This window comes from Burkholderia theae, assembly GCF_048565265.1.
In the GTDB taxonomy this organism is placed as follows: Bacteria; Pseudomonadota; Gammaproteobacteria; order Burkholderiales; family Burkholderiaceae; genus Burkholderia; species Burkholderia theae.
The window spans coordinates 2,023,531-2,042,710 of the sequence record NZ_CP183462.1 but is presented as its reverse complement, the minus strand read 5'-3'; the positions used below and the strand labels follow the sequence as shown (position 1 = coordinate 2,042,710).

At 68.4% G+C, this 19,180-nt stretch carries 16 protein-coding genes; 12 read left to right on the top strand and 4 right to left on the bottom strand.

Annotated elements, in window-relative coordinates; translation table 11 throughout:
- Window positions 1-35: 35 nt before the first annotated feature.
- The 8 genes from ACN22W_RS26635 (at window position 36) to ACN22W_RS26600 (ending at window position 12,684) form a co-directional block, all read left to right on the top strand.
- Window positions 36-2,267 (top strand): TonB-dependent siderophore receptor, encoded by a 2,232-nt coding sequence (locus tag ACN22W_RS26635; protein WP_419687728.1) that lies wholly within the window; start codon window positions 36-38, stop codon window positions 2,265-2,267.
- A gap of 59 nt (window positions 2,268-2,326) precedes the next feature.
- Window positions 2,327-2,959 carry a nicotinamide riboside transporter PnuC gene (pnuC, locus tag ACN22W_RS26630; RefSeq protein ID WP_193101154.1) on the top strand — a complete coding sequence of 211 codons (633 nt, stop codon included), beginning with the start codon at window positions 2,327-2,329 and terminating at the stop codon, window positions 2,957-2,959.
- A gap of 36 nt (window positions 2,960-2,995) precedes the next feature.
- On the top strand, window positions 2,996-4,186 hold the full coding sequence (locus ACN22W_RS26625) for a phosphotransferase enzyme family protein (RefSeq protein ID WP_419687727.1): 1,191 nt from the start codon (window positions 2,996-2,998) through the stop codon (window positions 4,184-4,186).
- A gap of 243 nt (window positions 4,187-4,429) precedes the next feature.
- Entirely contained in the window at window positions 4,430-5,734 is a 1,305-nt protein-coding gene (locus tag ACN22W_RS26620; protein ID WP_419687725.1) for a TolC family protein, read from the top strand.
- A 26-nt stretch (window positions 5,735-5,760) separates the two neighbouring features.
- Window positions 5,761-7,230 (top strand): efflux RND transporter periplasmic adaptor subunit, encoded by a 1,470-nt coding sequence (locus ACN22W_RS26615; protein ID WP_419687723.1) that lies wholly within the window; start codon window positions 5,761-5,763, stop codon window positions 7,228-7,230.
- 137 nt (window positions 7,231-7,367) lie between these two features.
- Window positions 7,368-10,580, top strand: a complete 3,213-nt coding sequence (locus tag ACN22W_RS26610) for an efflux RND transporter permease subunit (RefSeq protein ID WP_412025102.1) — start codon at window positions 7,368-7,370, stop codon at window positions 10,578-10,580.
- Entirely contained in the window at window positions 10,580-11,263 is a 684-nt protein-coding gene (gene irlR, locus ACN22W_RS26605) for a heavy metal response regulator transcription factor IrlR (RefSeq protein ID WP_006490455.1), read from the top strand. The genes ACN22W_RS26610 and irlR overlap by 1 nt, the downstream gene beginning before the upstream one ends.
- On the top strand, window positions 11,260-12,684 hold the full coding sequence (locus ACN22W_RS26600; RefSeq protein ID WP_419687717.1) for a heavy metal sensor histidine kinase: 1,425 nt from the start codon (window positions 11,260-11,262) through the stop codon (window positions 12,682-12,684). The genes irlR and ACN22W_RS26600 overlap by 4 nt, the downstream gene beginning before the upstream one ends.
- Window positions 12,685-12,765: 81 nt before the next feature.
- Here ACN22W_RS26600 and ACN22W_RS26595 read toward each other — a convergent pair whose 3' ends face one another.
- Window positions 12,766-13,062 carry a DUF4148 domain-containing protein gene (locus ACN22W_RS26595; protein ID WP_419687715.1) on the bottom strand — a complete coding sequence of 99 codons (297 nt, stop codon included), beginning with the start codon at window positions 13,060-13,062 and terminating at the stop codon, window positions 12,766-12,768.
- 292 nt (window positions 13,063-13,354) lie between these two features.
- Here ACN22W_RS26595 and ACN22W_RS26590 point away from each other — a divergent pair, with 292 nt between their 5' ends.
- Window positions 13,355-13,594: a hypothetical protein gene (locus tag ACN22W_RS26590; protein ID WP_343490551.1), complete on the top strand. Its 240-nt coding sequence runs from the start codon at window positions 13,355-13,357 to the stop codon at window positions 13,592-13,594.
- Between the two features lie 209 nt (window positions 13,595-13,803).
- Here the strand turns inward: ACN22W_RS26590 and ACN22W_RS26585 are convergent, their stop codons facing one another.
- Window positions 13,804-14,964 carry a porin gene (locus ACN22W_RS26585; RefSeq protein ID WP_419687713.1) on the bottom strand — a complete coding sequence of 387 codons (1,161 nt, stop codon included), beginning with the start codon at window positions 14,962-14,964 and terminating at the stop codon, window positions 13,804-13,806.
- 314 nt (window positions 14,965-15,278) lie between these two features.
- On the opposite strand from ACN22W_RS26585, the gene ACN22W_RS26580 reads away from it, so the two are divergent.
- The gene (locus tag ACN22W_RS26580; RefSeq protein WP_193101146.1) at window positions 15,279-15,554 is read left to right on the top strand and encodes a DUF4148 domain-containing protein; all 276 of its coding nucleotides are present in this window, start codon (window positions 15,279-15,281) and stop codon (window positions 15,552-15,554) included.
- A gap of 66 nt (window positions 15,555-15,620) precedes the next feature.
- A complete protein-coding gene (locus ACN22W_RS26575) occupies window positions 15,621-16,124 on the top strand; it encodes a hypothetical protein (protein ID WP_419687711.1) in 504 nt (167 codons plus the stop codon).
- 28 nt (window positions 16,125-16,152) lie between these two features.
- On the opposite strand, the gene ACN22W_RS26570 is transcribed toward ACN22W_RS26575, so the two are convergent.
- Window positions 16,153-16,878, bottom strand: a complete 726-nt coding sequence (locus ACN22W_RS26570) for a ZIP family metal transporter (RefSeq protein ID WP_419687709.1) — start codon at window positions 16,876-16,878, stop codon at window positions 16,153-16,155.
- 181 nt (window positions 16,879-17,059) lie between these two features.
- Window positions 17,060-18,355: an O-acetylhomoserine aminocarboxypropyltransferase/cysteine synthase family protein gene (locus tag ACN22W_RS26565; protein ID WP_193101144.1), complete on the bottom strand. Its 1,296-nt coding sequence runs from the start codon at window positions 18,353-18,355 to the stop codon at window positions 17,060-17,062.
- Between the two features lie 148 nt (window positions 18,356-18,503).
- Here ACN22W_RS26565 and ACN22W_RS26560 point away from each other — a divergent pair, with 148 nt between their 5' ends.
- Window positions 18,504-19,172, top strand: a complete 669-nt coding sequence (locus tag ACN22W_RS26560; protein WP_419687707.1) for an O-methyltransferase — start codon at window positions 18,504-18,506, stop codon at window positions 19,170-19,172.
- Window positions 19,173-19,180 lie beyond the last annotated feature (8 nt).

Sequence of the window (19,180 nt, the reverse complement as noted above, 5' to 3'; positions counted from 1 at the left end):
GACAGGGTCGAGTGGCGAGTTTTCCATCCAGAACAATGACGGTGAATAGAACAACAGCGTCGCCCGCACGGCGGCGGCGCGCGAAGGTCGGGCTCGGTGTCGGTCTCGGCATCACGCTTATCGCGGCGCAGGCGGCCGCGGCCCAGGGCGACACACCGGCACCGGATACCGATGCGGCCGGCAGCGCGACGCTGCCGACGATCACGGTGAGTGGCGAACGCGGCAATGCGTTTCGCGTGCGCAACGCGTCGGTCGCGGGGCTCGACGACACGCCGCTGCGCGATACGCCGGCGTCGGTGAGCGTCATGACGCGCGCGCTGCTCGACGACCAGCAGGCGAAGCGGCTGAGCGACGTCGTGCGCAACGACGCGTCGGTCGTCAACGACTATGCGCCGGTCGGTTATTACGAAGGCTTTGCGATCCGCGGTTTTCCGGTCGATCTCGCGAGCGCGATCCGGATCGACGGGCTGACGGTGTCCGGCGAGCAGAACGTGCCGCTCGAGAACAAGGAGCGCGTCGAGATCCTGAAGGGGCTCGCCGGCATCGACAGCGGCGTCGTCGCGCCGGGCGGCGTGATCAACTTCGTGACGAAGCGCTCCGCGAACGTCGCGAGCGTGACGACCAGCGTCGACAGCCGCGGCTCGACGTCGGCGGCCGTCGATCTCGGCCGCCGTTTCGGCCCCGACAACCAGTTCGGCTTCCGGATCAATGCCGCGAAGGAGAACATGCACTCTTACATCGACGGCACGAACGGGCGGCGCACGTTCGGCTCGATCGCCGCCGACTGGGACATCAGCCCGCGCGCGAGCCTGCAGCTCAACGCCGAATTCCAGCAGTGGATCCAGCGTTCCGCGCCCGGCTACCAGTTGCTCGGCGGCACCGTCGTGCCGTCCGTCAACACGACGTCGAAGGCGCTCGGCACGCAGCCGTGGGCGAAGCCGGTGACGACCGACGCGCTGAACCTGAACGCGCGTTTCGACTACCAGTTCAACGACGACTGGAAGGCCTATATCGCCGCGGGCCGCAGCCGCACGATGATCGACGACAACAGCGCGTTCGCGTACGGCTGCTCGTACGCGGCGAGCTGCACCACCGGCGCGACGTCGCCGTTCTTCTTCGGCGCGAACGGCGACTACGACGTCTACGACTTCCGCAGCCCCGGCGAATACCGGCGCAACGACGACCTGCGCGCGGTCACGACGGGCAAGTTCGCGACCGGGCCGCTGCGGCACGAGCTGACGCTCGGCGTGAGCGTGCAGCGCCGCGTCGTGCACATGGCCGACGCCGTGTACGACTACGTGGGCAGCGAGAACATCTACGGGCCCGATGTGGCCTTCGCGCCGTCGCCGAATTCGCCCGGGCCGTCGTATCCGCGCCTCGACGCGTGGCAGTACGGCGTGTTCGGGCTCGACCGCATCAGCATCGGCGAACACTGGCAGGTGCTCGCGGGCGGCAAGGAAGTGCTGCTGCGCCAGCGCAGCTGGAGCAGCCTCAACGGCGCCGATACGCGCACCGACCGCTCGGTGTTCCTGCCGCAGGTCGCGCTCGTCTACAAGCTGGTGAACGTGCTGTCGCTGTATGCGTCGTACAGCAAGGCGCTGTCGCTGGGCGACCAGGCGCCCGTGCGCGCGACCAACGCGTATGCGTTCCTGCCGCCCGTCGAGTCGCACCAGATCGAGCTCGGCGCGAAATACGACTGGCTCGACCGGCTGAGCCTCACGGCCGCCGTGTTCTCGATCAGCAAGCCGTTCCAGTTCGCCGATCCGGATGCGTCGGGCACGACCTACACGTTCGTGCAGCGCGGCACGCAGCGGCACCAGGGGATCGAGCTCGGCGCGGCCGGGCGCGTCACCGAGCGGCTCGGGCTGACGGCCAGCGTCGCGGCGATTCGCGCCCGCGCTTACGATTCGGGTTCGCCGGCGTACGAAGGGCACCAGATCATCAACGTGCCCGCGCTGCGCGCGTCGTTGTATGCGGATTACGCGGTGCCGGGCGTCGCGGGCCTGAACGTGCTCGGCGGCGTCGAGTACAGCGCGGCCCGCAACGCGAACGAGGAAGGCACCGCGCGCGTGCCGTCGTGGTTCGTGTTCAACCTCGGCGCGCGCTATACGACGAAGATCGGCGGTCATCGCACGGTGCTGCGCGTGTCGGTGGACAACCTGTTCAACAAGTTCTACTGGCGCGACGCGGGCGAACAGCAGGGCGATGCGTACCTGTTCCCGGGTGCGCCGCGCACCGCGCGCGTGTCGTTGACCTATGATTTCTGACCGGCCGGAATCGGCCGCGTGACGCGCGGCCCCGGCAGCCAACCTGGAGAGCACAGACGATGTCCCCACTCGAAATCGCCGGCGTGATCGTCAGCGCGCTCGCGATCTGGCTGACCGCGAAGCGGCGCATGCTGTGCTGGCCGGTCGGGCTCGCGTCGGTCGCGCTGTACGGCTGGATCTTCTTCGATGCGAAGCTGTACTCGGACATGCTGCTGCAGGGCGCGTTCGCGGTGCTGCAGGTGTACGGCTGGCAACGCTGGCTCGCGCAGCGCGCGAGCGAGGCCGGCGGTGGCGCGGCATCGGCAGGCGACGTCGCGCCGGTCACGGGCGTTCGGCCGCGGCAGATGCTGCCCGACCTGATCGCGGCCGTCGTCGGCAGCGCGCTGCTCGGCGGCATGATGGCGCGCTGGACCGATGCGGCACTGCCGTTCGTCGATGCGTCGCTGACCGCGTTCAGCCTCGTTGCGCAATACTGGACCGCGCGGCGCTACATCGCGTCGTGGGGGCTGTGGATCATCGTGAACGTCGTGTACGTCGGGATGTTCGTGTTCAAGGAGCTGTATCTGACGGCCGGGCTCTATGCGCTGTTCATCGGGCTCGCCGTCGTCGGCTGGCGCGACTGGAGCCGGACGGCCGCGACGCTGCGCGCGGCGGCCGGCGGCGCGCTCGCGCCGGGCGGCGGTGCGCGCTGATTCACGCGCCGATTCAACTACGGAGCAACGTCGTTCATGTCATTCCCACTCGAGCAGGACGGGCCCGTATCGCGTGACGTCGCGCCGCCGCAATTCGGCGTCGACGGCGTGCAGGCCGAACGCGACTGGCCGCTGATGACGCACGACGAGGTCGCGGCGGTGCTCGCGCGGATCGACGGCGCCGGCGAGCCGGCCCGGCTGACGTGGCACAGCCCGCGACAGTTCGCGGCGGCCGTGCTGGTGCGGATGGCGGACGGGCGCGGGCTGTTCGTCAAGCGTCATCACGTGAGCCTGCGCGATGTCGCGGGGCTCGAGGAAGAGCATCGCTTCATCGCGCATCTGCGCGAACGCGGGATGCCGGTGGTGGACGTGCTGGCGGATCGCGATGGTGCGACCGCGTTCGCATCCGGCGACTGGACCTACGAGGTGCATGTGCTCGCGCCCGGCGTCGACCCGTATCGCGGCGTGATGTCGTGGCAGCCGTTCACGCATCCCTCGCACGCGTACGCGGCCGGCCGCGCGCTCGCCGAGCTGCATCGCGCGTCGGCCGGCTACGACGCGCCCGCGCGGCCCATTCGCACGCTGTTGTCGAGTTTTCGCGTGCTGTCGTCGGCCGATCTGGCGGGCGCGCTCGAACGCTGGGTCGAGGCACAGCCGCTGCTCGTGCGCGCGCTCGGTGCGCGTGACTGGCGCGGCGACGTGGCCGACGCGATCGGTCCGTATCACGCGCGCCTCGTGCCGCTGCTGCCCGCGCTGCCGCCGCTGTGGACGCACGGCGACTGGCATGCGTCGAACCTGTTGTGGACCGATGCGGGGCCCGGCGCGCAAGTGCGCACCGTGCTCGATTTCGGGCTGTCGGATCGCACTTGCGCGGTGATGGATCTTGCGCTCGCGATCGAGCGCAATACCGTCGACTGGATGGCACCGGCCGATGCGCGGCGCGTCGAATACGCGCAGATCGACGCGCTGCTCGACGGCTACGAATCGCTCGAACCGCTGAGCGACGATGCCTATGCGGCGCTGGTCGCGCTGCTGCCGATCGTGCATACGGAGTTCGCGCTGTCGGAAGTCGCGTATTTCGGCTGCATCATCGACGCGCCGGCGATCGTCGACATCGCGTACGACGGCTACCTGATCGGGCACGCGCGCTGGTTCGGCGAACGCGACGGGCAGCAACTGCTCGACTGGCTGGTGCAACGCCGGCGCGCGAAGCAAGGGACCGTCTGATTCGCATACCGGGGAGGTCGGCACGCCTATGCCGATTCCCCGCACCGCTGCAGTCTTCCGTGCGGCCGTCGCGCCGCACGTTCACCGAATCCTCCTGATCGTCGACGCGGGACGCCGTTCCAGCGGGGTGCCGCACGCGTGCACGCAGCCGTGCCCAAGATGACGGAAATGTCATCTTCGCCTCATGTTCGCACTGCGGCAGGACCGTAGCATCGGTCGCAAACCGTTACCGCAGAACCGAACATGCTCAAGCTCACTCTCGCCGCGGCCATCGTCTTCGCGATGGCCGCGACGGCTCATGCGCAGCCGCCGTTGTCGTCGGCCCCGGCCCCGACCCCGGCTGCTTCCGGCAGCGCACCGCCGTCCGACGCACTCCCTGCCACGTCATTGACGCTTCCCGATGCGCTCGCGGTCGCGGCCCGGAACAATCCGGCGCTGCGCGGCGCGCGCGCGGACGTCGATGCGTCGGCCGGCGCGCTGATGCAGGCCGGCGCGCGCCCCAATCCCGAAGTGTCGTTCCTGCAGGAAGGTTTCAGCCGCGCCGAGCGCACGTCGACCGCGCTGATCAACCAGACCATCGAGCTGGGCGGCAAGCGTCGCGCGCGGCTCGACGTCGCGTCGTACGGACGTGAGTCCGCCAACGCGTCGCTCGACGAGCAGGGCGCCGTCGTGCGCGCCGACGTGATCGCCGCGTTCTACGGGCTGCTCGCCGCGCAGCGCCAGCTTCAGGTCACCGAGGAATCGGCCGCGATCGCCGCGCGCTCCGCGGATCTCGCCGGGCGTCGCGCGCAGGCCGGCAAGGTGTCGCCGGTCGAGGCGACGAAGGCGCACGTGGCGGCGGCCGGCGTGCAGATCGAAGTCGTGACCGCGCGCGGCCGAGTCGAGGTCGCGCGCGAGAAGCTGAACGCGGTGATGGGCGAAGCGCGCGGCGACCGGCTCGCGGTGCTCGGCGACCTCGAAGCCGTGCCGCCGGTCGAGCCGCTGTCCGCGCTGGCCGCACAGCTCGACGACGCGCCGCTCGCGCGGATCGCGCGCGCCGAGATGCTGCGCTCGAACGCGGCCGTGTCGCTCGAACGCGCGCGACGCATTCCGGACGTGACGGTCAGCGCGGGCGTGAAGCGGGTGACCACGGGCGGCGTGCCGGACAACCAGGCGGTGGTCGGCGTGTCGATCCCGATCCCGCTGTTCAACACGAACAAGGGCGCGCTGCTCGAAGCAACACACAAGGCCGAGCGCGCGAATGCCGATCTCGATCGCGAACGCACGCGCCTGCGGCTGGAGCTCACGCAGGCATACGCGAATTTCGAGGCCGCCGAGCAGGAAGCGCAGCGGCTGAAGGCCGACATCCTGCCGGCCGCGCGGCTCGCGCTCGACGCGATGTCGCGCGGTTACGAACTCGGGAAGTTCAGCTTCCTCGACGTGCTCGACGCGCAGCGCACGCTGTTCCAGGGGCAGTCGCAATACGTACGCGCGCTCGCCGGCGCGCACGCCGCCCGTGCCGACATCGGCCGTCTCGTCGGCACGCCGCTCGCGGCCGTCGCGCGATAAGCGCCCCTCTTACCTGAAGGATCATCATGTCACGCAGCAGAATCATCGTTATTGCGGCGGCCGTGCTCGGCGCCGCCGGGATCGCGCTCGGCGCGCTCGCCGTCACGCGGGGCGGGAGCAATGCATCCGCGCCCGCGGCCGCCGAAGCCGCGCGGCCGGCTGATGGCGTCGGCGCGCGCGGCGGCGTCGTGTTGAAGCGCGGCAGGCTCGCCGTCGAAATCGTGATGACGGAAAAACCCGGCGACGCGCGCCTCGTCGTCTATCCGTTCGTCGACGGCAAGCCGGCCGACAAGGGCGTGACCGTGTCCGGCACGCTGGTCCGCTACGACCGCTCGCACGAACCCCTGCGTTTCGACGCGGCCGGCCAGAAGTTCGTGTCCGCGCAACCGATCGCGAAGCCGCACGTGTTCGATGCGACGATCGACATCAAGGCGGGCAACGACGCCGCGTCGTTCCCGTTCGCGCGCGCCGACGGCGCGATCGCGCTGACCGACGCGCAGTTGGCGACGTCGAAGATCGCGCTCGCGAAGGCCGGCCCCGCGCAGATCGCGACGCCGTTCCAGTTGCCGGGCGAGATCAAGTTCAACGAGGATCGCACCGCGCACGTGGTGCCGCGCGTGGCCGGCATCGTCGAGCAGGTGTCGGTGTCGCTCGGGCAGAACATCGCGAAGGGGCAGGTGCTGGCCGTGATCGCGAGCACCGATCTCGCCGACCGGCGCAGCGAACTGCTGACGGCCGAGCGCCGGCTGTCGGGTGCACGCGCGACCTACGAGCGCGAACGTACGTTGTGGAAGGAGCGCATCTCGGCCGAACAGGACTACCAGCAGGCGCAGGTGCAGCTGCGCGAGGCCGAGATCGCCGTGCAGAACGCGCGGCAGAAGCTCGCCGCGCTGAACGCGCCGGTCGGCGCGGGCGCGCTGAACCGCTACGAGTTGCGTGCGCCGTTCGCGGGCACGATCGTCGAGAAGCATGCGACGCCCGGCGAGGCGATCGCCGCCGATGCCAGCATGTTCGTGATCTCCGACCTGTCGACGGTATGGGCCGAGATGGCCGTGCCCGCGCAGCGGCTCAACGACGTGCGGGTCGGCCGCGACGCGACCGTCAGCGCGACCGCGTTCGAATCGCGTTCGAGCGGCCCGATCGCGTATGTCGGGTCCTTGCTCGGTGAGCAGACGCGCACCGCGCCGGCGCGCGTCGTGCTGCCGAACCCGGACGGCGTGTGGCGCCCCGGGATGTTCGTGAACGTGTCGGTCGACGCGGGCAGGCAGGGCGTGCCGCTCGCGGTCGCGAGCGACGCGCTGCAGGACGTCGACGGTGCGCCGTCGGTGTTCGTGCGCTCGCCGAAGGGGTTCGTCGCGCAGGCCGTCGAGACGGGGCGGCGCGACGAACGCGCGACCGAAGTGCTGAAGGGGCTCAAGCCGGGCCAGGAATACGCGGCGTCAAACAGCTTCGTGCTGAAGGCCGAGCTCGGCAAGGGGAGCGCGGAACATGAATGAGCGATACGCGCGTGTCGTCGCACGATTCGCGGCCCGAAACGTGGCCCGCCCTGCGGCGCGCAATACGCCGCTCCGGGTGACCGGCCGGGCGGCCCGTCCGGTGCGGGCGACCGTTCCCCGTTTCAAGGAATACCGTCATGTTTGAGCGCCTGATCCGCTTTGCGATTGCGCACCGCTGGCTCGTGATGCTGGCGATCGCGGCCGTGGCCGCGCTGGGCGTCTTCAGCTACCAGAAGCTGCCGATCGACGCGGTGCCCGACATTACCAACGTGCAAGTCCAGATCAACACGGCCGCGCCCGGTTATTCGCCGCTCGAGGCCGAGCAGCGCATCACCTATCCGGTGGAAACCGTGATGGCCGGGCTGCCGGGCCTCGAGCAGACGCGCTCGATCTCGCGCTACGGGCTGTCGCAGGTCACCGTGATCTTCAAGGACGGCACCGACATCTATTTCGCGCGGCAACTCGTCAACGAACGCATCCAGGAAGCGAAGGACAAGCTGCCGCCCGGCATCGCACCCGCGATGGGTCCGACGTCGACGGGTCTCGGCGAGATCTACCTGTGGACCGTCGAGGCCGACGCGGCCGCGCGCAAGCCCGACGGCACGCGCTATACGGCGGCCGACCTGCGCGAGCTGCAGGACTGGGTCGTCAGACCGCAGCTCAGGAACGTGCGCGGCGTGACCGAGGTCAACTCGATCGGCGGCTACGTGAAGGAATACCGCGTCGCGCCGAATCCGGCGAAGCTGATGTCGTACGGGCTGACGCTCGCCGACGTCGTGCGTGCGCTGGAACGCAACAACGACAACGTCGGCGCCGGCTACATCGAGAAGCGCGGCGAGCAGTATCTCGTGCGCGTGCCGGGCCAGGCACGCACCGTCGACGACATCTCGAACATCGTGCTGACCAACGTCGGCGGCGTGCCGGTGCGGATGAAGGACGTCGGGGTGGTCGACATCGGCCGCGAGCTGCGCACGGGCGCGGCGACGTCGAACGGCGAGGAAGTCGTGCTCGGCACGGTCTTCATGCTGATGGGCGAGAACAGCCGGACCGTCGCGAAGGCCGTCGCCGCGAAGATGGAGGACGTGAACCGCACACTGCCGTCCGGCGTGAAGGCGATTCCGGTGTACGACCGCACCGTGCTCGTCGAGAAGGCCGTCGCGACGGTGAAGAAGAACCTGCTCGAAGGCGCGATCCTCGTGATCGCGGTGCTGTTCCTGTTCCTCGGCAATATCCGCGCGGCGCTGATCACCGCGCTCGTGATTCCGCTGTCGATGCTGATGACCTTCACCGGCATGGTGAACGCGAAGGTGAGCGCGAACCTGATGAGCCTCGGCGCGCTCGACTTCGGGATCATCGTCGACGGCGCGGTGGTGATCGTCGAGAACTGCGTGCGGCGGCTCGCGCATGCGCAGGCCGCCGCCGGCCGGCCGCTCACGCGCGACGAGCGTTTCGCGGAGGTGTTCGGCGCATCGCAGGAGGCACGCCGCGCGCTGATCTTCGGGCAACTGATCATCATGGTCGTGTACCTGCCGATCTTTGCGCTGACCGGCGTCGAAGGCAAGATGTTCCATCCGATGGCGATTACCGTCGTGATGGCGCTCGCGGCTGCGATGGTGCTGACCGTCACGTTCATTCCGGCGGCCGTCGCGCTGTTCATCGGCGAGCGGGTCGAGGAGAAGGAGAACCGGCTGATGGGCTGGGCGCGGCGCGCGTACGAACCGGTGCTTGCCGCGTTCATGACGCGCCCGGCGCGCGTGATGATCGGCGCGGGCGCGATCGTGCTGGTTACGCTCGGGCTCGCCACGCGGCTCGGCAGCGAGTTCATTCCGAGTCTCAACGAAGGCGACCTGGCCGTCTCCGCGCTGCGGATTCCCGGCACGAGCCTGTCGCAGTCGGTCGAGATGCAGAAGTCGATCGAGAAGACGCTGAAGACGCGTTTCCCCGAAATCGAGCGCGTGTTCGCGCGCACCGGCACGGCCGAGATCGCCGCCGACCCGATGCCGCCGAACCTGTCGGACGGTTACATCATGCTGAAGCCGGCCGATCAGTGGCCCGACCCGAAGAAACCGCGCGACACGCTCGTGCGCGAGATCGAGGAAGCGCTGGCCGAGCTGCCGGGCAACGCGTACGAGTTCTCGCAGCCGATCCAGCTGCGCTTCAACGAACTGATCTCGGGCGTGCGCAGCGACGTCGCCGTGAAGATCTTCGGCGACGACATGGCCGTGCTGAACCAGACCGGCGAGCAGATCGCGGCCGCGTTGCAGAAGGTGCCGGGCGCGTCCGAGGTGAAAGTCGAACAGACCACGGGCCTGCCCGTGCTGACCGTCACGCTCGACCGCGACAAGCTCGCGCGCTACGGCGTGAGCGTCGCCGACCTGCAGGACACCGTGGCCGCGGCCGTCGGCGGGCAGAAGGCCGGCACGCTGTTCCAGGGCGACCGTCGCTTCGACATCGTCGTGCGGCTGCCCGACGAGTTGCGCTCGGACATCGAGGCGATCAAGCGGCTGCCGATCGCGCTGCCCGCACCGGCGGCCGGTGCCCGCGCGCCGCTCGCGGCGGCGCCGTACGTGCCGCTCGCGGAGCTCGCGACGATCGACGTCGCACCCGGTCCGAACCAGATCAGCCGCGAGGACGGCAAGCGGCGCGTCGTCGTCAGCGCGAACGTGCGCGGCCGCGACGTCGGTTCGTTCGTCGCCGATGCGCGCGAGCAACTGCAGCAGGACGTGCGCGTGCCCGCCGGCTACTGGGTATCGTGGGGCGGGCAGTTCGAACAGCTGCAAAGCGCGAGCGAGCGCCTGAAGCTCGTCGTGCCGCTCGCGCTGTTCATGGTGTTCGTGCTGCTGTTCGTGATGTTCAACAACGTGAAGGACGGGCTGCTCGTGTTCACCGGCATACCGTTCGCGCTGAGCGGCGGCGTCGTGTCGCTGTGGCTGCGCGGGATTCCGCTGTCGATCACGGCGGCGGTCGGCTTCATCGCGCTGTCCGGCGTCGCGGTGCTCAACGGTCTCGTGATGATCTCGTTCATCCGCAACCTGCGCGACGAAGGGACGCCGCTCGACGTCGCCGTGCGCGAAGGCGCGCTCACGCGGCTGCGCCCGGTGCTGATGACCGCGCTCGTCGCGTCGCTGGGGTTCCTGCCGATGGCGTTCGCGACCGGCACCGGCGCCGAGGTGCAGCGCCCGCTCGCGACGGTCGTGATCGGCGGTATCCTGTCGTCCACGGCGCTGACGCTGCTGGTGCTGCCCGTGCTGTATCGCGTCAGCCATGCGGTGTCGTGGCGCGCCGCGTTTCGCGGTGGTTTCGGCATGGGCATGCTGCGCCGGCTGGGCTTCTTCAAGGGTAATGCGTGATGCGAATTCTGATTGTCGAGGATGAACCGAAGACGGGCGCGTATCTGCGCAAGGGCCTGACCGAGGCCGGCTACGTCGTCGACTGGGTCGAGGACGGCATCACGGGCCAGCATCAGGCCGAGACCGAGGAATACGACCTGCTCGTGCTCGACGTGATGCTGCCCGGGCAGGACGGCTGGACGCTGTTGCAGAACCTGCGGCGCAGCAAGTCGACGCCCGTGCTGTTCCTCACCGCGCGCGACGACGTCGGCGATCGCGTGAAGGGGCTCGAGCTCGGCGCGGACGACTATCTCGCGAAGCCGTTCGACTTCGTCGAGCTGACCGCGCGCATCAAGTCGATCCTGCGGCGCGGCCAGCCGCGCGATTCGAACACGCTGCGCGTGGCCGATCTCGAACTCGACCTGACGCGCCGCAAGGCCACGCGGCAAGGCGACACGATCCTGCTGACCGCGAAGGAATTCGCGCTGCTGTGGCTGCTGATGCGCCGCGAGGGCGAGATCCTGCCGCGCGCGACGATCGCGTCGCAGGTGTGGGACATGAACTTCAACAGCGACACGAACGTCGTCGATTCGGCGATCCGGCGCCTGCGTTCGAAGATCGACGACGCGTACGAACCGAAGCTGATCCACACCGTGCGCGGGATGGGCTACGTGCTCGAAGCGCGCGGCGGCGCGGCCGCATGATCGCGCGCCTGCTGCCGCGCACGCTGCGCGGACGCCTGACCGCGCTGATCATCCTGTCGACGTCGGTGATCCTCGCGTCGAGCGGCTTCGCGCTCTACGAGGCGCTGAGCAACCGTGTCGAAACGACGGCGGCCGAGCAGATGGCCGGCATTTCCGCGGCGTTGGGCGGACACCTGTCCGACGCGCGCACGACGGCCGAGGTCGCGCGCAACACCGATATCTGGATCGACCAGCTGCACGGCCATCCGAACATGGATCTCGCGATCTACGATGCGGCGGGCACGCGCCTCGTCGGTACGCCCGGTTTCCGCCGCTATGCGCCGCTGCTGTCGATTGACGCGGGGCGCGTGCCGGTTGGCGTCGCGCCGCCCGGCGCGCGGCACCAGTATCTCGTGACGACCGTGCCGCTCGCCGGCGCGGGGGCGCCCGTGGTGCGCGTCGCGGTGCAGTACGACCGCAGCGCCGACGTACTGCTGTTGCGCACGCATGCTTATACGATCGTCGTGATCGAGGTGTTCGGCGTGGTGCTCGCGGCCGCGATCGCGTACGGCATCGCGGCGCTCGGGCTGAGCCCGCTGCGGCGGTTCGCGGCGCGCGCCGAGCAGATGTCGTCGAGCCGGCTCGCCCATCCGCTGCCGGAACTCGATACGTCCGGCGAACTGAAGGAGCTGGAGCATGCGTTCAACGGGATGCTCGCGCGGCTGGACGAATCGTTCACGCGGTTGAGCCAGTTTTCGTCGAATCTCGCGCACGACATGCGTACGCCGCTGACGAACCTGCAGGCGGCCGCGCAGGTCGTGCTGTCGCAGCCGCGCAGCGCGGACGAATACCGGAACGTGATCGAGTCGAGCATCGACGAATACCAGCGGCTGTCGCGGATGATCGAGGACATGCTGTTTCTCGCGCGCTCGGAACAGGCCGGCACGTCGATCGACGTGCGGCGCTTGAATGCAGCGGAGGAGGCCGGGCGTGTCGCCGGCTACTACGAGTCGCTCGCGGAGGATGAGGGCGTGTCGGTGAAGGTCGACGGCCATGCGTGGGTCGATGCGGATCTGATGCTGTACCAGCGCGCGCTGAGCAACCTGCTGTCCAATGCGCTGACCTATGCGCCGCGCGGCAGCGTCGTGACGATCGACTGCGTGGCGCAGGGCGGCGCGACGACCATCGCCGTGTCGGATACGGGGCCCGGCATCGACGCGCAGCATGTCGGGCGGATCTTCGAGCGCTTCTATCGCGTCGATCCGTCGCGGCACAATTCGGCGTCGGGGACGGGGCTCGGCCTGGCGATCGTCCGGTCGATCATGGACAACCACGGCGGCGAATGCGGCGTCGACAGCGACCCCGGCCGGCGTACGACGTTCTGGCTGCGCTTTCCGCGGCGGCCGGCCGAACCACAGCGGCCACCGGCCAGCGCCGCCTGACCCGCGGGCAGGCACGCCCGCGCGTTCGCCGTGAGGCGGCCGCGTGCGGCGCGCTGCCCGCGATCGGTTGCCGGCGCAACATCAGCGCTTGGCCAGGTCGTCGTGGTTGTCGGTTTGCGGCGCCTTCTCGCCGCGATGCACCGAAATCCCGTGAAGCTCCTTGTTGCGCGCGACCATCTCGCCGGTCGGCGGGTACCGCGTCTTGCCCGTCGGCACGACACCTTCGTGCTGCGCCTGCTTCAGTTCGTTGACGACCTGCGTGCGGGTCTTGCCCTGCGTTTGCGTTTGCGTCTGCGACTGTGCAAACGCGGCCTGCGTGGCCATACCGAGCGACAGCGTGGCGGTGACGAACAGTGCTGCGAGTTTTGCGGTGTTCATTGAGTGCTCTCCTTGATCGGGGTCGCCGGGTGGCGAACCGTGGACCCAGTATGCGAAAGCAGCCGTGCGCCACCGTGATCGGCAGATGAAAAAAACGTCAGATTGCACGGCGGCGCGCGGGTCGCGTTCGATCGGCATGACGCAATCGTCATGTTCGCGTCATGGGCGCAATGAGCGGGAAGTGGAACATGAAGTCTGTCGACGGCCGTCTCGGCCTTCGGTTTTCTTCCCGCTCGCGACAGCAGCATCGAACGCGGGCGGTCCCGTTCAGACTTTCATTCCGGACCGAAAAGTGCATCGTCCCGCCATTCGCCTGTCGTTGATCGCAATCCTGATCGTCCCGTTGTTCGCGGGCTGCGTATCGACACGTTCCGATCCCGGCACGACCGTGTCGGCCGCCGCGCGCAAGCCGGTGCCGACCGACCTGATGCCGGGCGAGCAGATCGACTATGCCGGGCATCGCTGCGGCAATCCGAACCTGTACGTGAAGACGCATCCTTGCCTGTTCCCGCAACGCAATCCCGCACCGTGAGCGCCGGACCCGCGATCAAAAAAAAGCCCGGTACTCGACGAGTCCGGGCTGAACGCGTGATCGTGTCGTGCGACAGCGATCCGCTGCGTGGGTGGGAACGGGCCGCGCCCGTTACCGTTCCGATCGTAGCGGCACGACGCATCGTGAACCTGATCGGAACGTGACATTTTCGTCACGCAGGCGCGCACACGCGCGTGCCGCCGTCGCGATCAGAACCGGTGGCGCAAGCCGAGATTGACGATGCCTTGCGTGCGCGTGCCGCCATAGCCGTAGGAGCCGATCGACGCCTGCGCCGTTTGCGTGCCGCCGTCGAGCGTGCGCTGTTCCCCGTTAGCGCGTTGCCATGCCCCGACCGCATAAAGATCGGTGCGCTTCGACAGCACGTAGTCGGCGCCCGCGGACACCTGGTGATAGGTCGCACTTGTATCGCCGCGGGCTCGCGTGTAACTGTAGCCGACGCCAACGAGCAGGCTGGGCGTCGCCTGATAGTTGAAGAAGCCGCGCGCCGTGTCGTACTTCTGCGTGCTGCGAAACGCGGACATCGCATCGGCTTTGTACAGCGCGTTGCTGTAGTCGACGCCGACCGCGAACGGCGCGAAGTTGTAGCGCAGCGCGCCGCGCGCGATGCCGATCGATTTCGCGGAGATGTAGCCGCCGTTGACCAGCGACCCGTCGAACGTTCCGTCGGAGGTGCCGTTCCAGCCGGTACGGATCCCGTTGGCGAGCGATGAGCGATTGGCCGCGTAGTAGTAGCCGCCGGCCACGTCAACCGGGCCATTGCTGTACGACAAACCGGCCGACCAGGTTTGCCCGGCGCCGCTCTTGCCGGCCACGCCGCCGAGTGCGTACATCCCGACGAACTGGAATCCGCTGATCACGGGCGACGTGTACTTCACCGCGTTGTCGGTGCGCGACGACGTGTCGTAGTTGTCGACGTCTCCGGGCGTCGCGTAGACGCTGCCGAAGTAGAAGTCGCCCGTCACCGGCCACGCGACGTCGGCGAGCGCGTCGTACTGGCGGCCGAGCGTCAGCGAGCCCCAGCGTGCGCTTTCGAGGCCGACGAATGCCTGCCGGCCGAACATCCGGTTGCCTTGCCCGAGCGCGCCGGTATTCGGATTGAAGCCGTTCTCCAGCGTGAAGATCGCTTTCAGCCCGCCGCCCAGATCTTCCGCGCCTTTCACGCCGAAGCGGTTGCCGAGCAGATTGCCGTTGCCGAGGCCGACGAGGTTTTTGCCGTCCGCGTTGGCGTTCCACACATACGTCAGCGACGTATCGAACAGGCCGTACAGCGTGACTTCCGACGCGTGCGCCGCGTGGGCGGTCGCGAGTAGCGCGCCTGACATCATGACGAGCCGAACTGGAGTTTTCATGGTGTGTCCCTGAGGTTCAAGATGATCGTTCCGTGCATCGGTCGATTCCGGCGCCGCGCCTTTTGCCGGCGAGCGGGAATGTCGCGAACGCGCTGGCGATTCTGGGAAGCGTTCGGATCGTGAAGGTGAGGGACAAATGAGAAAAATGTCATCGCGACGTCATGAGGACGTCGATTCACGCGTAGGTTCATTCGCACTGCGATGGAGTGCATGCGGAAACCGTGACGAAACCGTCATGCTGCGCTCACGATTCCGCACCGCCGCCGGATCAAAGTGAAGGCTCCCGTCACGGATACCCGCAAGGAGCGAACCCCATGAACATTCGGCGACCGATGATCGTTTTGACCGTTGCCGCGCTGTCGATCGCGGCCTTCTCGCAAGCGGCGGCCGCGCAGGCGAAGACGCGGCAGGAAGTGCGCCAGGAGCTGGTGCGCGCGCGGCACGACGGCGTGATCCCGAGCCCGAATCACGACTATCCGGCGAGCCCGGCAACCGTCGCGCGCAATCAGGAAATCCATCGCTCGACGGTGCATCGCGGCGAGAAGGCGCCGACGGTCGATGCGCACGACAACCGCTTCGCGATGCGTTGATCGTTCATTCACGGCCGACCGCGGTAACGCCGCTCGGCCGGTTCCCCCTATGACAAGGAGCGCGCCATGCGCACTATCGCAACAGGAATCGTGTTTGCCGCCTGCTTGATGTCGACGGCGGCGATGGCGGCCGGCTGGCCGGAACGGGCGCTGTCGCACGCGTCGGCGCACGACGTCGGCAGCCGTGCGAACGAGCGGATGCGCTGCGAATTCGCGGCCGTGCCGGCAGGCGAGTGGAGCGCGACATTCACGCGCGGGCAATGCGAAGTCGACGACGGCCGACTGACGTTCGTGCCGGCCGACGCGGGCGGCGAATCGAATGTCGCGGAGAAGCGGATTCTGCTGGGTGAAGTCCGTACCGCGTCGCATCAGTCGCGCAAGCTGAAGGAACAGCTGCAACTGACGACACGCGACGAAGTGATCGCGCTGAACGTGCTGACCGACGACGGCAGTCGCAAGTCGCGCGAACACGCGATCGACCTGTGGGCCGCGCTGCGCAACGAGGGTGTCACGCCCGTCAACGGCACGCGCATTATCGACACGTATCCGGCGGGCGCGACGACGTGGTAGCCGGCGCGCCGTCGAGCCGTCGCGCGGCTTACCAGGCCTTCACCGATCCTTCGATCAGGAAGAACACGATGAAGCCGATGAAGAAGGCGACCGTCGCGAACGGCGTCTCAGGCACTTCGTGCGCTTCGACCAGCAACTCCTCGGTGACGAGGTACAGCAGCGCGACGGTGCCCAGCCCCAGCAGCGCCGCGTAGATATTCGCCGGTAGCCCCGCGAATGCCGCGTTGCCGGCCACGGCCGCGATGCTCAGCAGCGCCGCGAGCGCGACCGGCACGACGATCGACAGCGTGCGGCCGATGCCGGCCGCCGCGAGCGCCGCGCTGACCGACAGCGCGAGGAACAGCACTTCGAGCGTCAGCGCGACGGTCAGGATGATGCCGCTTTCGTCGCTCGCGGAGAACGCGATGCCGAGCACGAGGCCGTCGACGACGAGGTCGATCGCGGTGACGATGATCAGGCTGAAGGGCAGGCGTGCTTCCTCGAAGCGCGTCTCGATCGCACCCGACAGCGCGCGGATCGCGAGCATCAGCGCGATGCCGAGCACGAAACCGACGACGACCGGAAACAGCGCGTGCGCGCGGTCCTGCGGCAGCAGTTCGAGCGCGGCGGCCGCGAACACGATGCCGCCGGTGAAATGCTGGATGACGCTCGACGTCTTCGGGCCGGGCGCGCGCCATGCGGCCGCGAGTGCGCCGAAACAGGCCGCCAGCACGGGCGGTAACGTGAGCAGCGCAAGCTTCGCGGTCGGTGTCATGTGGCCTCGGGCAGTGGGCGGGCCGCAGCGGGCGTACTGTCCTGCACCCGATGCGTCGCGCGGTTCGTACGCGTCGGGCGTTACCCCGGCATCAACCGGGGATTGAACACCCTGAAGCCGCTCCAGGGTCAAGGCTTTTGATGAAAGGGCGCGCGCCGGCCAGCCCGCGCGCCCGTTCCGGTCAAAGCTGCGCGAGCGCCTGGTCGAGATCGGCGAGCAGGTCGTCGATATGCTCGATGCCGATCGACAGCCGCACCGTTTCCTCCTTCACGCCGGCCTTCGCGAGTTCGGCCGGCGACAATTGCCGGTGCGTCGTCGACGCCGGATGCGTCGCGAGCGACTTCGTATCGCCGATGTTGACGAGCCGCGTGAACAGCTTCAACGCGTCCTGGAACTTCGCGCCGCCGTCGCGGCCGCCCTTCACGCCGAACGTCAGGATGCCCGGTGCGCGGCCCGACAGGTAGCGCGCGACGAGCGGATGGTCGGGGTGATCAGGCAGGCCTGCATAGTTCACCCACTCGACGTTCTCGTGGCGCGCGAGATGCTGCGCGATCTTCAGCGCGTTGTCGCTGATCCGTTCGACGCGCAGCGCGAGCGTCTCGATCCCCTGCAGGATCTGGAAGGCATTGAACGGCGAGATCGCCGCGCCCATGTTGCGCAGCGGCACCACGCGCGCGCGGCCGATATAGGCGGCCGGCCCGAATGCTTCCGTATAGACGACGCCGTGATAGCTGACGTCGGGTTCGTTCAGCCGCTTGAAGCGGTCGGCGTGCTGCGCCCACGGGAACTTGCCCGAATCGACGATCGCGCCGCCGAGGCTCGTGCCGTGCCCGCCGAGATACTTCGTCAGCGAATGCACGACGATGTCCGCGCCGTGCTCGAACGGGCGCAGCAGGTACGGCGACGGCACCGTGTTGTCGACGATCAGCGGGATGCCGTGGCGATGCGCGACTTCCGCGAGCGCGGCAATGTCGGTGACGTTGCCGAGCGGATTGCCGACCGATTCCGCGAAGATCGCCTTCGTGCGCGCGTCGATCAGCGGCTCGAACGACGCGGGATCGCGCGGATCGGCAAAGCGCGTCGTGATTCCGTATTGCGGCAGCGTGTGCGCGAACAGGTTGTAGGTGCCGCCATACAGCGAACTCGCGGACACGATGTTGTCGCCGGCTTCGGCGATCGTCTGGATCGCATACGTGACGGCGGATTGCCCCGACGCGAGCGCGAGCGCGCCAATGCCGCCCTCGAGCGCGGCGATCCGCTGTTCGAGCACGTCCGTCGTCGGGTTCATGATGCGCGTATAGATGTTGCCCTGGACCTTCAGGTCGAACAGGTCGGCGCCATGCTGCGTGTCGTCGAATGCGTACGCAACGGTCTGGTAGATCGGTACCGCGACCGCACGCGTGGTCGGGTCGGGACGATAGCCGCCGTGCACGGCGATGGTTTCGAGACGCCAGTTCGAAGAGGCCTGATCGGTCATGGGTGCTCCGTTTGTTGTTGTGAAGGTCGAGAGTCCGGCTGTCCGGCGATTATAGGAGCACGTGCGCTGCTGTCCTTAGAACGAATGGTTTGTTGCTTATGGGTTCGCGGCGCATAGAATGCCTTTTTCCGCAGACTAGGGGTGCGCGATGGATCAGGATCAGTGGAACCAGGTGGATGCGTATTTCTCCGCGACGCTCGTGCCGTCCGACGACGCGCTCGACGCCGCGCTGGCGGCGAGCGACGCGGCCGGGCTGCCCGCGATCAACGTCGCGCCGAACCAGGGCAAGCTGCTGCAGCTGCTCGCGACGATCCGCGGCGCGCGGCGCATCCTCGAGGTCGGCACGCTCGGCGGCTACAGCACGATCTGGCTCGCGCGCGCGTTGCCGCCGGGCGGCACGCTCGTGACGCTCGAGCTGAGCCCCGAGCATGCGAAGGTCGCGACGCAGAACATCGCGCGCGCCGGGTTCGCGGAAGTCGTGTCGGTGATCGTCGGCAGCGCGAAGGACAGCCTTTCACGGCTCGTCGACGCGGATGAGCCGCCGTTCGATTTCATCTTCATCGATGCCGACAAGGACAACAACCCCGTTTATCTCGACGCGGCGCTGAAGCTGTCGCGGCCCGGCACGGTGATCGTCGTCGACAACGTCGTGCGCCGCGGGCGCGTGGCCGATCCCGACAATCGCGAGCCCGATGTGGTCGGCGTGCGCGACGGGTTCGCGCGTCTCGTGGCCGAGCCGAAGCTCACGACGACGGCCGTGCAGACGGTCGGGCAGAAGGGTTGGGACGGGTTCTCGATCTCGATCGTCGGCGCGTGATGTGACGG